This window comes from Methanocaldococcus villosus KIN24-T80 (assembly GCF_000371805.1).
Lineage (GTDB): Archaea > AGJL01 > Methanococci > Methanococcales > Methanocaldococcaceae > Methanocaldococcus > Methanocaldococcus villosus.
Genome location: NZ_AQUK01000001.1, coordinates 930,669 through 948,319, shown reverse-complemented (window position 1 = coordinate 948,319; position 17,651 = coordinate 930,669). Strand labels below are relative to the sequence as shown.

General features: G+C 29.5%; 20 protein-coding genes and 1 CRISPR repeat array. Of the genes, 7 read left to right on the top strand and 13 right to left on the bottom strand.

Features of this window, described 5'->3' with window-relative positions; translation table 11 throughout:
• Position 1 precedes the first annotated feature (1 nt).
• The 8 genes from recJ to METVI_RS0105430 form a co-directional block, all read right to left on the bottom strand.
• Positions 2–1,378 carry a single-stranded-DNA-specific exonuclease RecJ gene (gene recJ / locus METVI_RS0105465; protein WP_004594211.1) on the bottom strand — a complete coding sequence of 459 codons (1,377 nt, stop codon included), beginning with the start codon at positions 1,376–1,378 and terminating at the stop codon, positions 2–4.
• Positions 1,363–2,223, bottom strand: a complete 861-nt coding sequence (locus METVI_RS0105460; protein ID WP_004594212.1) for a homoserine kinase — start codon at positions 2,221–2,223, stop codon at positions 1,363–1,365. The genes recJ and METVI_RS0105460 overlap by 16 nt, the downstream gene beginning before the upstream one ends.
• Entirely contained in the window at positions 2,220–2,879 is a 660-nt protein-coding gene (locus METVI_RS0105455; protein WP_004594213.1) for a potassium channel family protein, read from the bottom strand. Before METVI_RS0105455 ends, METVI_RS0105460 begins: the two co-directional genes overlap by 4 nt.
• Before the next feature lies 1 nt (position 2,880).
• Complete coding sequence (locus METVI_RS0105450; RefSeq protein WP_017981108.1) at positions 2,881–3,414, bottom strand: DUF483 domain-containing protein; 534 nt, start codon at positions 3,412–3,414, stop codon at positions 2,881–2,883.
• A 20-nt stretch (positions 3,415–3,434) separates the two neighbouring features.
• Positions 3,435–3,981: a CRISPR direct-repeat array (repeat unit 37 nt; unit sequence GTTTCCATCCTTGTTTTAATGGATAAGCGATTCAAAC).
• A 338-nt stretch (positions 3,982–4,319) separates the two neighbouring features.
• The gene (gene cobK, locus METVI_RS0105445) at positions 4,320–5,060 is read right to left on the bottom strand and encodes a precorrin-6A reductase (RefSeq protein ID WP_004593666.1); all 741 of its coding nucleotides are present in this window, start codon (positions 5,058–5,060) and stop codon (positions 4,320–4,322) included.
• Between the two features lie 23 nt (positions 5,061–5,083).
• The gene (locus tag METVI_RS0105440) at positions 5,084–6,076 is read right to left on the bottom strand and encodes a radical SAM protein (protein WP_017981107.1); all 993 of its coding nucleotides are present in this window, start codon (positions 6,074–6,076) and stop codon (positions 5,084–5,086) included.
• Between the two features lie 10 nt (positions 6,077–6,086).
• Complete coding sequence (locus METVI_RS0105435) at positions 6,087–6,428, bottom strand: P-II family nitrogen regulator (RefSeq protein WP_017981106.1); 342 nt, start codon at positions 6,426–6,428, stop codon at positions 6,087–6,089.
• Positions 6,429–6,473: 45 nt separating this feature from the next.
• Entirely contained in the window at positions 6,474–7,622 is a 1,149-nt protein-coding gene (locus METVI_RS0105430) for an ammonium transporter family protein (RefSeq protein WP_004594234.1), read from the bottom strand.
• Between the two features lie 190 nt (positions 7,623–7,812).
• Here METVI_RS0105430 and hcp point away from each other — a divergent pair, with 190 nt between their 5' ends.
• Together hcp and METVI_RS0105420 are read left to right on the top strand one after the other, a co-directional pair.
• Positions 7,813–9,438, top strand: a complete 1,626-nt coding sequence (gene hcp, locus METVI_RS0105425; RefSeq protein WP_017981105.1) for a hydroxylamine reductase — start codon at positions 7,813–7,815, stop codon at positions 9,436–9,438.
• A 21-nt stretch (positions 9,439–9,459) separates the two neighbouring features.
• On the top strand, positions 9,460–9,798 hold the full coding sequence (locus METVI_RS0105420; protein ID WP_004594238.1) for a hypothetical protein: 339 nt from the start codon (positions 9,460–9,462) through the stop codon (positions 9,796–9,798).
• Here METVI_RS0105420 and METVI_RS0105415 read toward each other — a convergent pair.
• The gene (locus tag METVI_RS0105415) at positions 9,795–10,256 is read right to left on the bottom strand and encodes a 30S ribosomal protein S15 (protein ID WP_004594240.1); all 462 of its coding nucleotides are present in this window, start codon (positions 10,254–10,256) and stop codon (positions 9,795–9,797) included. The two genes, METVI_RS0105420 and METVI_RS0105415, sit on opposite strands and share 4 nt — an antisense overlap.
• A 96-nt stretch (positions 10,257–10,352) precedes the next feature.
• Between METVI_RS0105415 and METVI_RS0105410 the strand changes: the two genes are divergently transcribed.
• The 4 genes from METVI_RS0105410 to METVI_RS0105395 are packed head-to-tail and all read left to right on the top strand — an operon-like array spanning position 10,353 to position 13,961.
• Entirely contained in the window at positions 10,353–11,069 is a 717-nt protein-coding gene (locus METVI_RS0105410) for an ABC transporter ATP-binding protein (RefSeq protein WP_004594242.1), read from the top strand.
• Positions 11,070–11,075: 6 nt separating this feature from the next.
• A complete protein-coding gene (locus METVI_RS0105405) occupies positions 11,076–12,035 on the top strand; it encodes a SufB/SufD family protein (RefSeq protein ID WP_004594244.1) in 960 nt (319 codons plus the stop codon).
• Positions 12,036–12,084: 49 nt separating this feature from the next.
• Positions 12,085–13,008: a 2-phospho-L-lactate transferase gene (cofD, locus tag METVI_RS0105400; protein WP_004594246.1), complete on the top strand. Its 924-nt coding sequence runs from the start codon at positions 12,085–12,087 to the stop codon at positions 13,006–13,008.
• Positions 13,005–13,961: a THUMP domain-containing protein gene (locus METVI_RS0105395; protein ID WP_017981104.1), complete on the top strand. Its 957-nt coding sequence runs from the start codon at positions 13,005–13,007 to the stop codon at positions 13,959–13,961. Before cofD ends, METVI_RS0105395 begins: the two co-directional genes overlap by 4 nt.
• Here the strand turns inward: METVI_RS0105395 and comD are convergent.
• Genes comD through twy1 form a run of 3 tightly spaced genes read right to left on the bottom strand, consistent with a single transcriptional unit; the run spans position 13,958 to position 15,793 of the window.
• On the bottom strand, positions 13,958–14,461 hold the full coding sequence (gene comD, locus METVI_RS0105390; RefSeq protein WP_004594250.1) for a sulfopyruvate decarboxylase subunit alpha: 504 nt from the start codon (positions 14,459–14,461) through the stop codon (positions 13,958–13,960). The two genes, METVI_RS0105395 and comD, sit on opposite strands and share 4 nt — an antisense overlap.
• On the bottom strand, positions 14,451–14,879 hold the full coding sequence (locus tag METVI_RS0105385) for a phosphatidylglycerophosphatase A (protein ID WP_004594251.1): 429 nt from the start codon (positions 14,877–14,879) through the stop codon (positions 14,451–14,453). Before METVI_RS0105385 ends, comD begins: the two co-directional genes overlap by 11 nt.
• Positions 14,873–15,793 (bottom strand): 4-demethylwyosine synthase TYW1, encoded by a 921-nt coding sequence (gene twy1, locus METVI_RS0105380; RefSeq protein WP_004594253.1) that lies wholly within the window; start codon positions 15,791–15,793, stop codon positions 14,873–14,875. Before twy1 ends, METVI_RS0105385 begins: the two co-directional genes overlap by 7 nt.
• Positions 15,794–16,007: 214 nt before the next feature.
• Between twy1 and METVI_RS0105375 the strand changes: the two genes are divergently transcribed.
• Positions 16,008–16,949 (top strand): transcriptional regulator, encoded by a 942-nt coding sequence (locus METVI_RS0105375; RefSeq protein WP_004594256.1) that lies wholly within the window; start codon positions 16,008–16,010, stop codon positions 16,947–16,949.
• On the opposite strand, the gene METVI_RS0105370 is transcribed toward METVI_RS0105375, so the two are convergent.
• Positions 16,944–17,606: a metal-dependent hydrolase gene (locus tag METVI_RS0105370; protein ID WP_004594258.1), complete on the bottom strand. Its 663-nt coding sequence runs from the start codon at positions 17,604–17,606 to the stop codon at positions 16,944–16,946. The genes METVI_RS0105375 and METVI_RS0105370 overlap by 6 nt on opposite strands.
• Positions 17,607–17,651: the final 45 nt, after the last annotated feature.

Sequence of the window (17,651 nt, the reverse complement as noted above, 5' to 3'; positions counted from 1 at the left end):
TTCACACTTTAAGAGCTTCACTAAGACATTTTATAAACTCCTCTTTATTTTTTATATAAGCTCCAGAAGCAAATTTATGTCCTCCTCCAGATCCATTAGCCTTCTCAGAGGCAATCTTTATAGCTTTTCCAAGATCTATATTTTCGGCAAAACATAATAATTTTGGACATCTTGCAGAAACTTTATAGCTATTTTCATCTTCAGCTATAGCAAATATGGGTTTTTGCCAATCAATTTCATCTATAGTATAACTCATCCCAGCTACAATACCAATAATATTAGGTTTAATTTTATCTGTTTCAAAATATTGGAAATTCTTTTCTTTCTTAATTTCTACTTCAGTTTTGATATGATTTAAAGCTTCTCTTAAATTCTTTCTATGCCTTTCAAGGTTTTTAATCATTTTATTGTAATATTTTTTATTTCCTAAAAGAATATTAATAGCTGTTTCATAATCCCCATACCTTGAACAAGAGTTTATACATGTTGATAACTCTTCTAAATCTTTTAAATAACTCCCTTCATCTTCATAACTTAGCTCATAAACTTCACCAAATATCACTTTTGGCACATACTTAGCCCAGTGAGGTGGAACATATTGAAGAGATTTTATTAATAACTCATTACCAATGATTTTCTTATAACTATAAGGTAGTTTTGCTAAAGATTTTGTAGGATCAATATCAATACCATACTTTTTATTGATATAATTTATATATTTAATTATATTTAAATCATTATCTAAAAGGTCTGTCCTAACATCAGCCCAATATCTAAGTGAAACAAACAGAGGTCGTGTCTGCCTTCCATAAAGTTGTAAATCATTTTTAATAACCACATCTCCTGCAAAAATAGCATCACAGAGGATTTCTCTATTTAAACTTTTTAATTTTCCTTCAATATTTTGAACATCTCCAACAGCTCCAATAACAGCATATTTGGCTAAATCTATCCAATTACTATTAATAGCTTTAGCAAATAGGTAACAAACTCCTGCCCCACAAGTTTCTTTATTTTCTGTTAATGGGTTAACAAGGATAATGTTCTCAACTCTTTCTTTTTCTATTTGATGGTGGTCTAAAATAATAATTTTTTTATTATATCTCACTTCCTCTATTTTCTCTTTAATTATACTCAGCTGCCCACTACCAAAATCAGCTAATATAATAAGATCATAATCAAAATCAATATCATCAATTGTTTCTTCATTAATTTGTTTTAAAAAAATAAAATCAGCATCTACTTCTAACCTTTCAACAATCTTTTTTAATATAACCATTGATGTTAAACCATCAGTATCTATATGTGTAGCTATTAGCACTTTGTTATTTTTGTTTTTTAAAAAAATCTCTTTAGCTTTATTTAATTCTTTAAACATTCTACCCCTTTGCCAACACAAGTTTCTATAACATTTCCATAATACTCCTTTAACACCTCCTTAACTTCATTTGCACAATCTTCCTTAGGAAATGCTATTATAGCAGGCCCAGAACCACTAATAGATATGGCATAAACTTTATCTTTAAGAATATTTTTAACCTCAAAATAATTTGGAATAAGCTTCCCCCTATATGGCTCTGCTAACTTATCATCCATAATATATTTTAATCTTTCTTTATCTTTTAAAAAGGCATAGACTACTGCTGAAGCTTTACCTAGATTGTTAACAACATCTTCTAACTTATAACACTTTGGTAAAATTTCTCTTGCCTTTTTTGTATTTATTGTTATATCAGGTAGAGCTATAATAATATTTAAATCAACATCTATCTTTATAATATCTAACGGTTTTTTATTTGCTATTATTGTAAAACCTCCAAAAATAGCTGGGGCTACATTGTCATAATGTTTATCTCCTGAAGCTAACTCTTCACCTAATGAGGCATACTCTACTAGCTCTAATTTACTAAGTTTTAAATTATATAATTCATTTATAGCTACAGCAGTCCCTGCAGATGATGCAGCTGAGCTACCTAAACCACTTCCAGGTTTAACTCCTTTTTTGATTTTTATCCTTACACCTTTTAATTTAAAATCTTCTATCATCTTTTTTGCCACAACATAAGCTACATTCTTTTTTTGTTCTATATTTAAATCAGATTCTATAATAATTCCTTCATCTTCCTTAATTTCTATTATATCATATGGTTCATTTAGACATAATCCAAATACATCAAATCCTACTCCTAAATTAGCTGATGTGCATGGAGCTTTAAATTTCATTTTTCCCCTCTAAACATTCTTCTTATAATTTCAGATTTATCTTTTTTAACTAAAACTAACACCCTATCTCCTGGTTTAAGAACTGTTTCTCCAGAAGGGATTTTTAAATTATTACCTTCATATACAGCAATGATTAGATAATCTTCAGGCTTTTTTAACTCTTTAATCTTTTTATTAGCTACTTCAGAATCTTCAGGTATAATTAACTCTATTATCTCTGCTTCTCCTCTACCAATAATAGTTAAATCTAACACTCCTGGCCTTTCTATAAGTTTTTCTATATAGTGGGCAGCTATTAGTTCAGGAGAGATAACTATATCTACACCCAATCTTTCAAATATGTCTTTATATTCTATTTCAGAGATTCTTGAAATAGTTTTTTCTACACCATAATATTTCTTTGCTAATAAGCAACTTATTAAATTAACTTCATCCTTCCCAGTAACAGCAATATATATGTCAGCATCATCTATTCCTGCATCTTCTAAAGTCTTAGTTTTTGTACAATCACCATTTATAACTAAAGCATCTATCTCTTTAGCAACTTTATCACATATTTTTTTATTTATATCTATTAATACTACATCATATCTCTCTGAAAGAGATTTTCCTAATGTATAACCAATCCTCCCAATCCCTGCTATTATAATATACACTTTATCCCACTATTATCTTTTCATAAAACTCATCATAAGCTGAATGGAAATGTTTTAATTTCTTTTTTAATTCTTCTTCTAATTTTAATATTTTTTTAAACTCTTCCTCATCCATATAACCTAAAAGCCCATTCTTCATAGCCATTTTACATTTCAAACTACATGGAATAAAACCAGAAGTTATAACTATAGCATAAGTATTTATCTCTTTTGCCTCTTTTAAATGTTCTCTATCAATAGCTATTCTAAAATCCTCTGAAAATGATTTTATGCAACATAATGGATAGTTTAATAATTTACCTATTTCATAGTCATCTAACCTTCTATACACTCCTAATTCAAAAGAAATTACTGGATCAAGAGCAGGTCTAACCTTTGGTTTATATTTATTAACAATTTCTATTTGTGTTTTTAACCTGTTTATTAAATACTCAAATTTTATATCATCCATATTTTTTATATTTTCCTCTAATTTTTTAAATTCTGATTTTCCTTCTCTCATTTGTAAAATCTTTTTTAAAATATCCTCCATCATATTAAATCCTTTCTGTTTGTGTTTCCATCCTTGTTTTAATGGATAAGCGATTCAAACCTTTTGCCCCGGCACCTTGGGAGGTGGAGCTAGGCGTTTCCATCCTTGTTTTAATGGATAAGCGATTCAAACGAAATATTAGAGGAAAAAGAGATAGTAATGAATAGTTTCCATCCTTGTTTTAATGGATAAGCGATTCAAACTCAGCACCGCAGGGATGAAAAAAATAAAAAAACAAGAGTTTCCATCCTTGTTTTAATGGATAAGCGATTCAAACGGCGGGGTGAAAAAATGGAGTGGTTAAATGAGGAAATAGTTTCCATCCTTGTTTTAATGGATAAGCGATTCAAACGTTGCAATACAGCCCCACTTTCGGGGGCTGGGAAGGTTTCCATCCTTGTTTTAATGGATAAGCGATTCAAACCAAACAAGGGAAGATCCCAGACGATAGTGAACTAAGTTTCCATCCTTGTTTTAATGGATAAGCGATTCAAACACTTAGAATACGCATTAATCGAGATCAGAAAAGAAGAGTTTCCATCCTTGTTTTAATGGATAAGCGATTCAAACCCTATGCAACTACTAACTATATTCGCCAAAACTCCTATATAAATCTTTCTTTTTCAACAAGATTTTTCTTACTACCCAATTATTAAAACCTTTATAAAGTTAAGAAAGATTATGCAAATTATTTATAAATATAACGCACAACTGTATTATAAAATATAAACAATTATAGCTTATCTAACTAAAATAAAAACAAATTAAACATAAAACTATAAAAATAAAAATAAATATCTAAAATAATTAAAAAATCTCAATTTTAATTAGAAAAAATCATTATTACTTTTTCCCGATTTTCTCATACAAATTTTAACAAGAGGGTATATAAAGGCAAGAAAAGTTAATTAAAAAGATTGATAAGAGTTAATATAAATTTTATTAACTTCCTTAACTAACTCATCAATATCATAAAACACTTTAGGATAATCCAATTTTGGCTTTTCCACAATAATAACTTTAGCATTAGCTTCTATAGCTCCATAAACTTTCTCTTTAAATCCCCCAAATTCCCCACTTTCTTTTGTTATTATAGCATCACATTTATAGTTTAAAATAAGCTCTCTATTTAAACCCTTTGAGAAAGTTCCATACATTGCCACAATGTTTTGCTGTGGCAGTAACTTTAAGGCTTCCATAACAGAAATAGGCAAAACTCTTGCAATTATTTTATCCCCAAGAACTTCAACAGCCCTTTTTAAGTTCTTAATACCTGCCATAAAAAATATTCTATTGAAATTTTTAGCTATATTAAAAGCCTCCTCAAAGTTTTTCACATATATAACATTTTCATGATTTATTTTTTCACACTCTCTTTCAAATCTTATATATTCAATCCCTAACTCCTTACAAACATCAATAGCATTCCTACTAGCATTTACAGCAAATGGATGGGTAGCATCAATTAGTAGTTTAACCTTATAATCTTCTATAACTTTCTTTAAATCTTCCTTATCTAATGGTTTACTTATTATTTTATAGGCAAAATCCTTACCTAACATTGCTCCATACTCTGTAGTGGCTGTGTATATAATTTTATACTTTTTTAATTTTTCTCCAATAATTTTGCTATCTCTAGTTCCTCCCATCAATAGTATCATAACCACTACCCTTATAAAATTAAGTTCAATTTATATTTCTTAGCTAATTCCATAGCCATATCCATCTCTTCATAAGTTAATGGCCTATTAATATCATTATAAAACTTTGCTTTATATTCTGGCCTATATTGAAACATTACATTAACTAAAATATTTTTCCTATCTAAATTTTCTTTAATAAATTTAAATATTCTTTCTGTACAACATTGTAAATGGTTTGGCATTACAAGATGCCTAATTATCATATCATATTCTTTAACAAAAATGTGATTTCTCTTTACAATATCAAAATAGTTTTTAACCTTTGAGAGTCTTTCAGCACAAGTGTTATTTCCAAATTTAAAATCTGTCAAATACAAATCAACTACCCCATCTAACAATTTCAATGCTTCAATAGTTAGATACATATTAGAATTCCAAACAACAGGAATATTTAAATTTACATATTTCAATGTTTCTAAGATGGATAACAAATGTGGTGTAGGTTCTCCACCAACAAAATTAACATTTTTGGAATAAATTCTCTTTCTCTCAATTATCTTAGCCATATCTTTTGGATTATAAGGATGACAATAACAAGGTATCTTTTCAAAATAGACTTGAGATATATCCCAATTTTGGCAGAAGACACATTTAAAATTACATCCACAGAAAAATATTGTATGTGATGGAATTAATATTCTCTCCTCCCCCATATGTAAAAATTCAGAAGAGTAATAACTCTTTCTAATTTTACAAAACCCTCTATCTTTTTCTCTATTGACATAACACCTATGCTCACAGAAGTGGCAGTTTTTAAAAATATTTCTAGCTATTTCTATCTTTAAATCTAATAAATTTGGTTTTTTAAATTCTCCATCAAAGTATTTTTCTTTGACTTTAATACTATTATGAATCTCCCAGAGATCTTCTAATTTCAATCCACCAAAATCTTCAACTTCTATACATTTAGCTATTAAAAAATTTGATATAGCTTCATTCTCAGCTTTTTTTAGAAATATCATAAATAATCCCTTACATTATAGCATCCCTTCCTCTCTCACCAGTTCTTATCCTTATAACCTCTTCCACAGGGAGAATAAAGATTTTTCCATCTCCAAATTCTCCAGTTTTAGCATTCTCACAGATTATATTGACTATCTTATCAACATATTCATCATCAACAACAATCTCTATTTTTACCTTTGGTAGTAGATCTACAACATACTCCCTCCCTCTATATCTCTCAACTACTCCTCCTTGAACCCCTCTACCTTTAACTTCACTAACCGTCAAACCCCTACAACCTGCTTTAATCAATGCATTTTTCACATCTTCCAATTTTGAAGGTCTTATTATTGCCTCTATTTTTTTCATTATTTTCACCAAATTATTATATAAATTACAAAAAAATTTAAAAATTTATTTAATTGTATAGGCACTCACATGTAAAACTCCTTCATCCAATCCCATCTCTTCAACATCTTTTGGAACTCTTAATCCAATAACAATATCTAACCCCTTATATAATACCCATCCACCAATTATAGCGATTAAACTTATTATAATCGCCCCAAACACCTGCCCAATAAATGATGTTGTTGGTTCCCTTAATAAGAATGGAATTCCTGCACATATAACCCCAATTAAACCACTCATTGCATGAACTGGTCCAATAGCGCAGACATCATCTATTTTTAATTTTTCTTCAATAAACTTATATGTGAATGGTTGTTGTAAACCTGCCAACAATCCAACAATTAAAGCCCCTATTGGAGTGTATAAATCTACCCCACTACAAACAGCAACTAATCCTGCACACATACCATTAGCAGTGTATAATGGATCATTCTTTGAGCTTATAGCACCTCCTATAATTCCTCCAGCAAGAGCCACTGTTGTTGCCACTGCAACCCTTGTTAATTCTAAACCATCTCCAACACTTGCCGCACTTCCAATGTTAAACCCATACCATCCAAATGCTAGCATAAATGCTCCTAAAACAGCCAATGGAATGTTATGCCCTGGAAGTGCTTGTGGAATACCATTTATATACTTCTTAGCCCTTGGTCCCAACACCCATGCAGCCATTAAACCAACCAAACCTCCAAACAAATGAACTGCTCCACTTCCTGCATAGTCATGAAAAGCTATTCCTAAAGCATTAAATCCCCCTCCCCACACTAAATGTTCAACAATTGGATATAAAATACTTCCAACAATTAAAGCCCCTATAAAATAAGGCAAGATTTTTATTCTCTCTGCAACCCCTCCTGTTATGATTGTCACTGCAGCAGCAGCAAACATAACCATTTTCATGAACCATGCTCCTAACTCAACATTAAAATTACCAAACAATAGAGGAACAATGTTTTCAAATCCATAAGAGATTCCATAACCAATTACTAAATAACCAATAAATACTGCAGCTAAATCTAACAACTTAAGAACACAATGATAAGCAACATTTCTATGGCTGAATTGGCCTATCTCTAATGCAACAAAACCAGCCTTCATAAAAAATATCAATGATGCAGCCCATAAAAAGAAAAAAACATCAATACCTTCCAACATTTCACCTCTGTAAATTTATTTTTATATAGGAACATGTCTTCCTATATCCTAACTTCCTATTTCCTATATAAATATTTTGTTATCACAATCACAACAGTTCTATGAATAATTTTTAATCTAGGAAATTGAAAAAATTATCAAAAATTTATTTATATCAAAAAATAAGATTGTATATTTAGGTGAAAATATGGAAAGAGAGACAAAAATGTTCTGCTTCCAATGTCAAGAAACTGCAAAAAATGAAGGATGTACTATAAGAGGAGTTTGTGGGAAAGATGACAAAGTAGCTAATTTACAAGATTTATTAATATATTTAATAAAAGGTTTATGTCTAATTTGTGAAAAATCAGGATACTCAGATGAAAAAATAGATAAATTTATTGTAGAATCTCTATTTGCTACAATAACTAATGTAAATTTTGATGATAGTGACATTATAGAAAGAATAAAAAAATGTATAGAGCTTAGAGAAAATATAAAATATAATTCTGAAAATCTACCAGATTGTGCAACATGGAAACCTGAAAATGATGAAGATATTATTAAAAAAGCTTACACTCATGAAGTTTCAGTTTTAGCTGAAAGGGATGAAGATAAAAGATCACTGAAAGAGCTTATAACATATGGAATTAAAGGAATCTCTGCCTATTTATATCATGCTATGAATCTTGGATATAACGATGAGGAGATTCATAAGTTTATAAAAAGCACCTTAGCTAAACTCACTGAAGATCTATCTGTAGATGAGTTATTCAATTTAGCCATGGAAACTGGAAAATATGCTGTAAAAACTTTAGAGTTGTTAGATAAAGCTAATACTGGAACTTATGGACATCCAGAAATTACTGAGGTAAATATTGGTGTAAGAAATAGGCCAGGAATATTAATTAGTGGGCATGATTTAAAAGATCTTGAACAGCTGTTAGAACAGAGTAAAGATAAAGGTGTTGATATCTACACCCACTGTGAAATGCTACCAGCTAATTATTATCCATACTTTAAGAAATATGAACACTTTGTTGGCAATTATGGAGGGGCTTGGTGGAGACAAAGAGAAGAATTTAAAAAGTTTAATGGACCAATAATAATGACTACCAACTGCTTAGTCCCTCCAGATGAGAGTTATAAAGATAGATTATATGTTACAGGTCCTGTAGGATATCCTGGAGTAAAAAGAATTCCTGAGAAAGATGGGGTTAAGGATTTCTCTGAAGTTATTGAGCATGCTAAAAAATGTAATCCACCAGAACCATTAGAAGAAGGAAAAATTATTGGTGGATTTGCACATAATCAAGTTATAGCCTTAGCAGATAAAATAATAAAAGCTATAAATGAAGGAAAAATTAGAAAGTTTGTTGTAATGGCTGGATGTGATGGTAGGTTTAAAGTTAGAGAGTATTATACAGAATTTGCTAAAAAACTACCAAAAGATACTGTTATACTTACATGTGGATGTGCTAAATATAGATTTATAAAATTAGATTTAGGAGATATTGATGGAATTCCAAGGGTTTTAGATGCAGGGCAGTGTAATGACAGTTACTCTTTAGTAAAAATAGCTTTAACATTAAAAGATGTCCTTGGTTTAAAAGACATTAATGAGTTGCCTATAGCATATAATATCTCATGGTATGAGCAAAAGGCAGTTGCTGTATTATTAGCACTTCTATACTTGGGAGTAAAAAACATTATCTTAGGTCCAACACTTCCAGCCTTCTTATCTCCAAATGTAGCTAAGGTGTTAGTAGAGAAGTTTGGAATTAGCCAGATTTCCACAGTAGAAGAGGATATGAAAAAGCTTGGAATAATTTAAATTATTTTTTATGTGATATTTATGGAGGAGATTGAAAAAATAATAAATGAGAAGGTTAAACTTTCTATTTTAGCTAGATTTAAAAGTTTGGAAAAATATGAAAATAAATTATTAAAAGATCTAGCTGAATTTGAAATGTACTCTGCTGAAGACCTATATCAGAGATATCTAATAAGTTATAACAAAAAACCAAATATTAATATTACTCTAAAAGATGATGACATAGTTGAGATATTAGAAAATATAGTTAAAAAGGAGAGTGAGGTAATAAAAAAAGCTGAATTTATTGTTAGACAAGGATTGATTCATAGTTTATTAGAAGATAAAAAATATCTATACTTTTTAAAAAATAAAGATTAACCTTGTTCAACCAGCAACCTTGCTGTTTCTGGTGTGTATCTCCAATCTTGTGGTAAAACTCCTTTTCTTTTGTAATATTTTACTAATCTCTTAATTTTTGATTCAATTAACTGTAGCCCTCTTTTTGAGTGTAAATCCTTTGGATGTTGTTCAAGGTGTTTTCTTAAATTAACTGCTCTTCTCATTAAGTTTAATAAATCCTCAGGAACTTTTGGATATAACCCATGCTCTTTCATTATTCTGCTAATTTTCTTCCCAGTTATTAATTTGACATCAGGAATTCCATATGAGTCTCTTAGTATTAAACCAATTTGTGCAGACTGATAACCTTTTTTAGCCAACTCTACAACTAAATTCTCTACTTCTTCAGGTGTGTATTTTACCCATTCTGGAACCTCTTTTCTTGGAGGTCTTTTTGATCCTGATTTTCCTCTTTTCCTAGCATGCATTCTTGCCATGCTGCCACCTATTAAAAGATTGATAAAAATAATTTTAAATATTAGACCTACCATAAGGAATAAAGAATAAAGATATTTATAATTTTTGGTGATAAAATGTTATTGAAAGTTGAAGAGTTATATCTAAAAAAAGGAAACAGACAAATTTTAAATGGTGTTAATTTAGAAGTTAATGAAAATGAGATTCATGCCATTATTGGCCCAAATGGTGCTGGAAAGAGTAGTTTGGCATATACACTAATGGGAGTTTCAGGATATGAGCCATATAAGGGTAAGATTGTATTTAAAAATGTAGATATAACAAATAAGCCTATTTATGAAAGGGCAAGGATGGGATTAACATTAGCCTGGCAAGAGCCTGCTAGATTTGAAGGAATCACAGTTAAGAAATATCTTAAAATAGGAATGAATAAAAAATATCTAAATAATCCTGAAGATAAAATAAGAGAGGCTTTGGATTTAGTAGGTTTGAAATGTAATAAATATATGGAAAGGTTTGTTGATGACTCACTAAGTGGTGGAGAAAGAAAGAGAATAGAGTTGGCATCAATTATATGTATGGAGCCAGATTTGGCAATATTGGATGAGCCTGACAGTGGAATAGATATGGTGTCTATTGACGAAATACTTAATGTTTTTGAATATCTGAAAGAGCAGGGATGTTCTTTATTGGTCATAACTCATAGAGAAGAGATGGCAAAAAATGCAGATAGAACATCTCTAATATGTAATGGAGAAGTGATTCTTACAGGAGATCCAAAAAAGGTATCTGAATTTTATAGAAGAAGATGTGGAAAGTGTAAATTCAGGTGATTAAAGATGAAAGAAGAAATATTAAGAGATATTGAGTTTTTAAAATATACTATGAAAAATCCAGAAGAAATTGTGCATGGTAAAGGAGCAAGAATAATAATTAAAGAAGGTAAAATATTAGATATTAAAGAAACTGAAGGTATAAAAATAGAGGGTAAAGAGGAAGATGGAAAGATATTAGCAAAAATAATTGTTAAAAAAGGATATAAGTTTAAAGAACCAATACATATGTGTACAGGGATAACAGAAGATAACGTATCTCAAATAATTGATGTAGAAATTATTTTAGAAGATGATTCTGAGATCATGTTATTATCTCATTGCTCATTTCCAAAGGGTAAGAAGTTAAAGCATATAATGAATGGAAATATAAAAATAGGCAAAAATGCTAAATTTATATATAAAGAGACACACTACCATGGGGAAGAGGGGGATATATTAGTTAAACCCACTATGAAAGTTAATATAGGTGAAAGAGGGGTTTATATTTCTGAATTTAACCTTACAAAAGGTAGAATAGGAATTTTAGATATACATCAAGAGATAGAAGCTGATAAAGAGGCATTAATTGATATAATAACTAAAACTTATGCTATTAAAGATGATAAAGTAAATGTAGATGAGATTGTTAGATTAAATGGAGAAAATGCCAAATGTATGATAAGAGGTAGGGGAGCAGGTAAAGATAATTCAAAAATAACTTTAAAGTTTAAAATAGAAGGTAATGCCCCATATTGTAAAGGACATATAGACTGTGCTGAAATTATAAAAGATAAGGCTGAAGTAGAATCTATTCCTATTGTTTTAGTTAGAGATGAAAAAGCAAGGATTACTCATGAAGCAGCTATAGGTAGTGTTGATAAGAAACAGTTGGAAACATTAATGGCTAAGGGATTAGATGAAGAAGAGGCTACAGAAGTTATAATTAAAGGTATGATAGGCGATGATGAGAATTTCGCTATCTGAATGATGATGACTACTCCCGCGGCTGAGCCTTTAAAATTAAATATTAAAGGTGATTATTATCTTAACAGTTCTATCTGGTGGTACTGGGACTCCTAAGCTTTTACAAGGTTTAAAAAGATTTTTAAGTGAAGAATTAAATATTATTGTTAATACTGCTGAAGACACTTGGATTAATGATTTGTATGTTTCTCCAGATGTTGATACTGTTCTCTACACATTAGCTGATTTGATAAATGAGGATGTATGGTATGGTAGGAGAGATGATACATTCACCACACATGAAACTTTAAAAGCCTTTGGAATAGATGAGCTTTTAAGAATTGGAGATAAAGATAGAGCTTTAAAAATGCATAAAGCTTATTATTTAAAGAAAGGATATAAGTTGTGTGAAATTATAGATATGGAAAGAGAACTGTTTAACATAAAAGCTAAAGTACTTCCTATGAGTGATGATAGAGTAGAAACTAAGATATTAACCAAATTAAATGGTAAGCTGGATTTATTAAAATTTCATGATTTTTGGGTAAAAAGAAAAGGAAATGTAGATGTTATAGATGTAATTTATGAAAACATCACTTATGCCAAACCATGCGAAAAAGCTTTAAGGGCAATAGAAAAAAGTAAGGCTATAATTATAGGCCCTTCAAATCCTATAACATCTATAGGGCCTATATTAGCTTTTGATGAGATAAGAGAAGGTATAAGTAAAAAGAAGACTATTGTAGTTTCTCCAATAGTAGGAAATTCTCCTATATCTGGACCTGCAGGAAAACTTATGAGAGCTAAAGGTTATGATTCATCTATATATGGAATTTATGAGTTTTATAAAGATCTTGTAGATATTTTGATTATAGATATAAGTGACAAAGATAAAGCCAAAGACTTTGATTGTGAGGTAATAACAACAAATATAATAATGAGAACTTTAGAAGATAAATTAAGATTAGCTAAGGAAATATTGGAGTTAGTATGATGCTTATAACAACAAAACCTGGATTTGAGCCATATTTAATGAAAGAGCTAAAAAAGAGAGGTTATAGAGTAAGATATACAATATTTAGAGGAATTTTATTATTGGAAGATGATCTTAAAGATTTTAATATTAACTATATTTTTAAAGCTATTCCTATTGAAAGAGCCTGTAGCTTAGAAAATTTAAAAGAAACTATTTTTAATTTAATAAAAGAGAAAAATTTAAAAGGAAAATTTGTAGTTAGAGTAAATAGGAGAGGAAGACATAAATTTACTAGTGAGGAACTTGAAAAATTTTTAGGAAAAGAGATTGTTGATAATTTCAACTTAAAGGTTGATTTAAAAAATTATGATTTTAAAATTAACATAGAAATATTACAAGATAAAGTTTATGTATCTATTTTTGATAAAAACTTTAAAGAGATTGTTTTTAAAAAGAACATTGAAAAGTTAGAAAAAATAAATAGATATAAGGAGAGACCATTAAATAGATCAGAAAGGAAAATGTCTGAACTTATGGAGAAATTTCCTTTTATTTTTGAGAATCTGAATACGGTTTTAGATATTGGATCTGCTCCTGGAGGGTGGGTAAAGGTTCTCTCAAAAAGAGCTAAGAAGGTCTATGCTATAGATAGAGCCGATTTAAAGGTGAAAGCTGATAATATTATCCATATAAAAGAAAAAGCTGAAAATGTTAATATTGATGAAGAAGTTGATTTAATAACAAATGACACCAACCTATATCCCAAAGAATCTATGATTCTCACTTTAAAGTTTTTAAAGAATTTAAAGAGTGGAGGTTATATAATACAAACTGTAAAATCATGTAAAGAGAATATAAAAAATGATATAAATGAGGTTATTAATTTAGCAAAAGATTTAGAACTTTTTAAGGTAGTGAAACTAAAAGCTAATACAAAAAATGAAATAACATTAATATTTAAAAAGCATTAATAATCCCACTCCCAATATAAAGCATCAAATAAAACAGCTACTGGGTATGATATTTTTTCCATATATTCAGAAGCATATTTTATAATTTTATATGCTTTTTCTGGAGTTTTTGGTTTATAATATGGTATCTCACAGACATCTAATAACTTTGTAACCCATCTTCCCATAGGGATTTGAGCAGGTATTTTTTCTTTTAGTTCTCCCCTATGGCTTATAATTAATAATGTAGGGATTTGATATATTTTATATAAAGAAGCAATTGCATTTATACTATTCCCCAATCCAGAATTCTGCATTAATATAGCAGTCTTTTTTCCTGCCATGTGAGCTCCTGCACAAATCCCAAAAGCTTCTTCTTCTCTGGTTGCTGGAACATGTAAGAAATATTCATCCTCATCTACAAGCTTCAAAAGATTCTTTAAATTTGCACATGGTACTGAGCATATAAACTTTATTCCACTATCTTTTAAAGCTCTATATATAGCTAAACTACCCTTCATCCTCAAACACCTTGCTCATACAGCCTGCTAATAATCCTGCTATAGCATCATCTAAAAACATATATCCTTCTTTATCCAATCTTCCAATAACACCAGGTTTTTCCTTATCATAAAATCTAAAATTAAATATTGCCTTTGTACCTGCTATTTCATTTGCTATAGCCAAACCAATAACTTCATCAACATAAACATAATTTGGATCTTCTTCATAGTTGAATGGTAATTTATTTTTTCTACCTTCCATATCTAATAAATAGGCTGCTATTATTAATGTAGAGACATTTGGATTGTTTAATGATTTTATTATTATATCTTTTAACTTATCCCTAACCTTCTTATAATCTTCTCCAATATACAATTCCATTGCCGAATTTATTAGATCATCCAAAGATATTCTCAATTTTTCTAAAATTAACATATTTTCACACTTATATCCCTGTCAGTATTTTTTAACAATGCTACTCTACTATCCTCAGCATCATCTATGAGCTTATATTTACTTTCTTCTTCCAACATTTTAGCTAATTTTAATATTTCATCATGCTTCAACATGTGTTTTTTTTCTAATCTTCTTTGGGAATATCCAACATGCATATAGGACTTTAACTCAATAAAATGGACATCAGCTCTTTCATAAAGCTCAACAAATTTCAAAATATCATCATTATAACCTCTAACAAGTGTAGTTCTTATACAAGTTCTCTTTTTCTTTTTTAAAATATCTAAAGTTTCCAGTATATTTTCCCAATACTCTTCTTTTCCTCTACATATTTTCTTATAACTCTCTAAATCATATGCATCTAAAGAAATATACAACTGTGTAGGCTCTATTTTTTCTATAACATCTGTTAATATCCCATTAGAAACAACAAATGTTGTAAAACCATTTTTATGAAAGATTTTTATAAGCTCATCTAAATATGGGTATAAAGTAGGCTCCCCTGATAGAGATATAGCCACATGTTTTGGATTTAATGCTTCATTAAACTTCTTTTCACCAACTCTATTTAATATACCCTTATACCCCATTATTGCCCTTCTATGTAACTTTAAAATCTTCTCATAAACTACTTCAGGTTCTTCCCAATTTGGTTCTTCTATTTTAGCATCTATATCTGAAGGTAATACTCTCCAACAGAAAATACAACTCTGCTGACACCACATAAATGCAGGACTACATTGTATGCATCTATGTGTTTCTATTCCATAAAATTTAGATTTATAACAATTTTTATCTTCTAACATTTTTTTTCTAACCCATCCACACAACTTAACTGCTGTATGGTTATCTATTTGGTATCTCTGTTTTCTTAATAACTCTATCATTTTCATATTTGACCACAGTTTATTAATAATTTTTAACACTTTATTTTAGTAATAAAAGATATATAGGGAATCTAAACAATATATTTATATAGAAAGTTATTTTTAAACATATCTCTAATTATTAGTTAATCTAATTTTATTGATGTTCTATTATCACTTGCTAATCTTATCAGGGTAAACAATAAATTATAAATAAGAAATAGATTTGTAGGTGATATTTATGAGGGAGATGTTAATAGCTGAATGTATAGAATTACTGAAACACCATAAATTTATAGTATCCAAACCTCTTGGAAGGAGCTGCTTTGATATTATAGCAAGTAAAGATGATGTAAAGTTGATATTAAAAATATTAAAAAATATAGATAGCCTAAGTAAAGAACAATCTATTGAATTAAAGAAGATTAGTAAGATATTGGCAGGAACTCCTTTAATAATAGGATTAAGAACAAGAAATGCTCCAATGGAATATGGAATTGTTTATGATAGATATAATATAAAAGCTGTAACATTTGAAACATTCAAAGACTTCTTAGAAGGTAATCCTCCAATTGTTTATGTCCAAAGGGGAGGATTGTTTGTAAAAATAGATGGGCAAGTTCTTAGAGAAGTTCGGGAAGCTCTTGGTATATCTGCTGGAGAATTAGCTGATGCTGTAGGGGTTTCAAGAAAAACAATATATAAATATGAAGCAGGGCTAGCCTCTCCATCATTAGATATAGCTATAAAAATAGAAGAATATTTGGATGTGCCATTAGTAAAAGCTATTGATTTATTTGAACCTATAAATGATGAAAATATAGAGGATAAAGTAGAAAAATTAGAAGATTATAAAAGAGAAGCTATAAATTTTTTAAGTGAACTTGGTTTTAGGTCAATTGTTGTTAATAAAGCCCCATTTGATGCTGTTGCTGAGAAAAATGTTGAAGAAATGCAAAATATACTATTAACAAATATAGAAGAGAAAATTGATGAAGAAGTTTTAAAAAAAGCTATTATAGTTAAAGAGATTTCTAAGATGTTAAACAGCTATTCATTATTAATATTAGAAAAAAAAGAGAAAGAATTAAAAAATATTCCAACAGTTAGTATGGAAGAGTTAAAAAAGATGGATGATGCATTAGAGTTAATAGAACATATAAAGAAAATGTTATCATCATAAATCTAAAGGTTCCCCTATCTCAGGAATTATTACCTCAACACCTAATGACTCAGCACCTTTGACAAATGCTTTCAGCTCCTCTTCAGTAACCTGTATTTGAGGAAATGTGTTATAATGCATTGGTATAACAACTTCAGGATATATTAGTTCTAAAGCTGTAAGAGCTTCCTCTATTCCCATTGTGTATCTTCCACCAATAGGTAATAAGACTACTTCAGGGCTATATAGCTCTCCTATTAATTCCATATCTCCAAATAATCCAGTATCTCCTGTATGGTAAACTCTATCATTCACAATATAACCTGCTGCAACTCCACCAGATACATTTAAATTAATATCAGATGAATGTTCTGCTTTAACCATTGTTAGTTTTGCCCCATTTATCTTTATACTTCCTCCAATATTCATTCCTTCAGCATTAACTCCTCTTTCAGCTAAATAACATGCAATCTCATAGATAGCAACAACAGGAACATTGTAACTCTTTGATAGAGTTTCTGCATTTCCAAGATGATCAGAGTGTCCATGGGTTACTGCTATAACATCAACACCTTCCATTATCTCATCAAATGGTAAATTACAAAGAGGATTTGGTACAAATGGATCTATTAATACATTATCAACTTTAAAACATGCATGGCCATACCACACTATCATTGTCATCACCTCAAATAATTATTAACCTTTGAAGTATATATTATT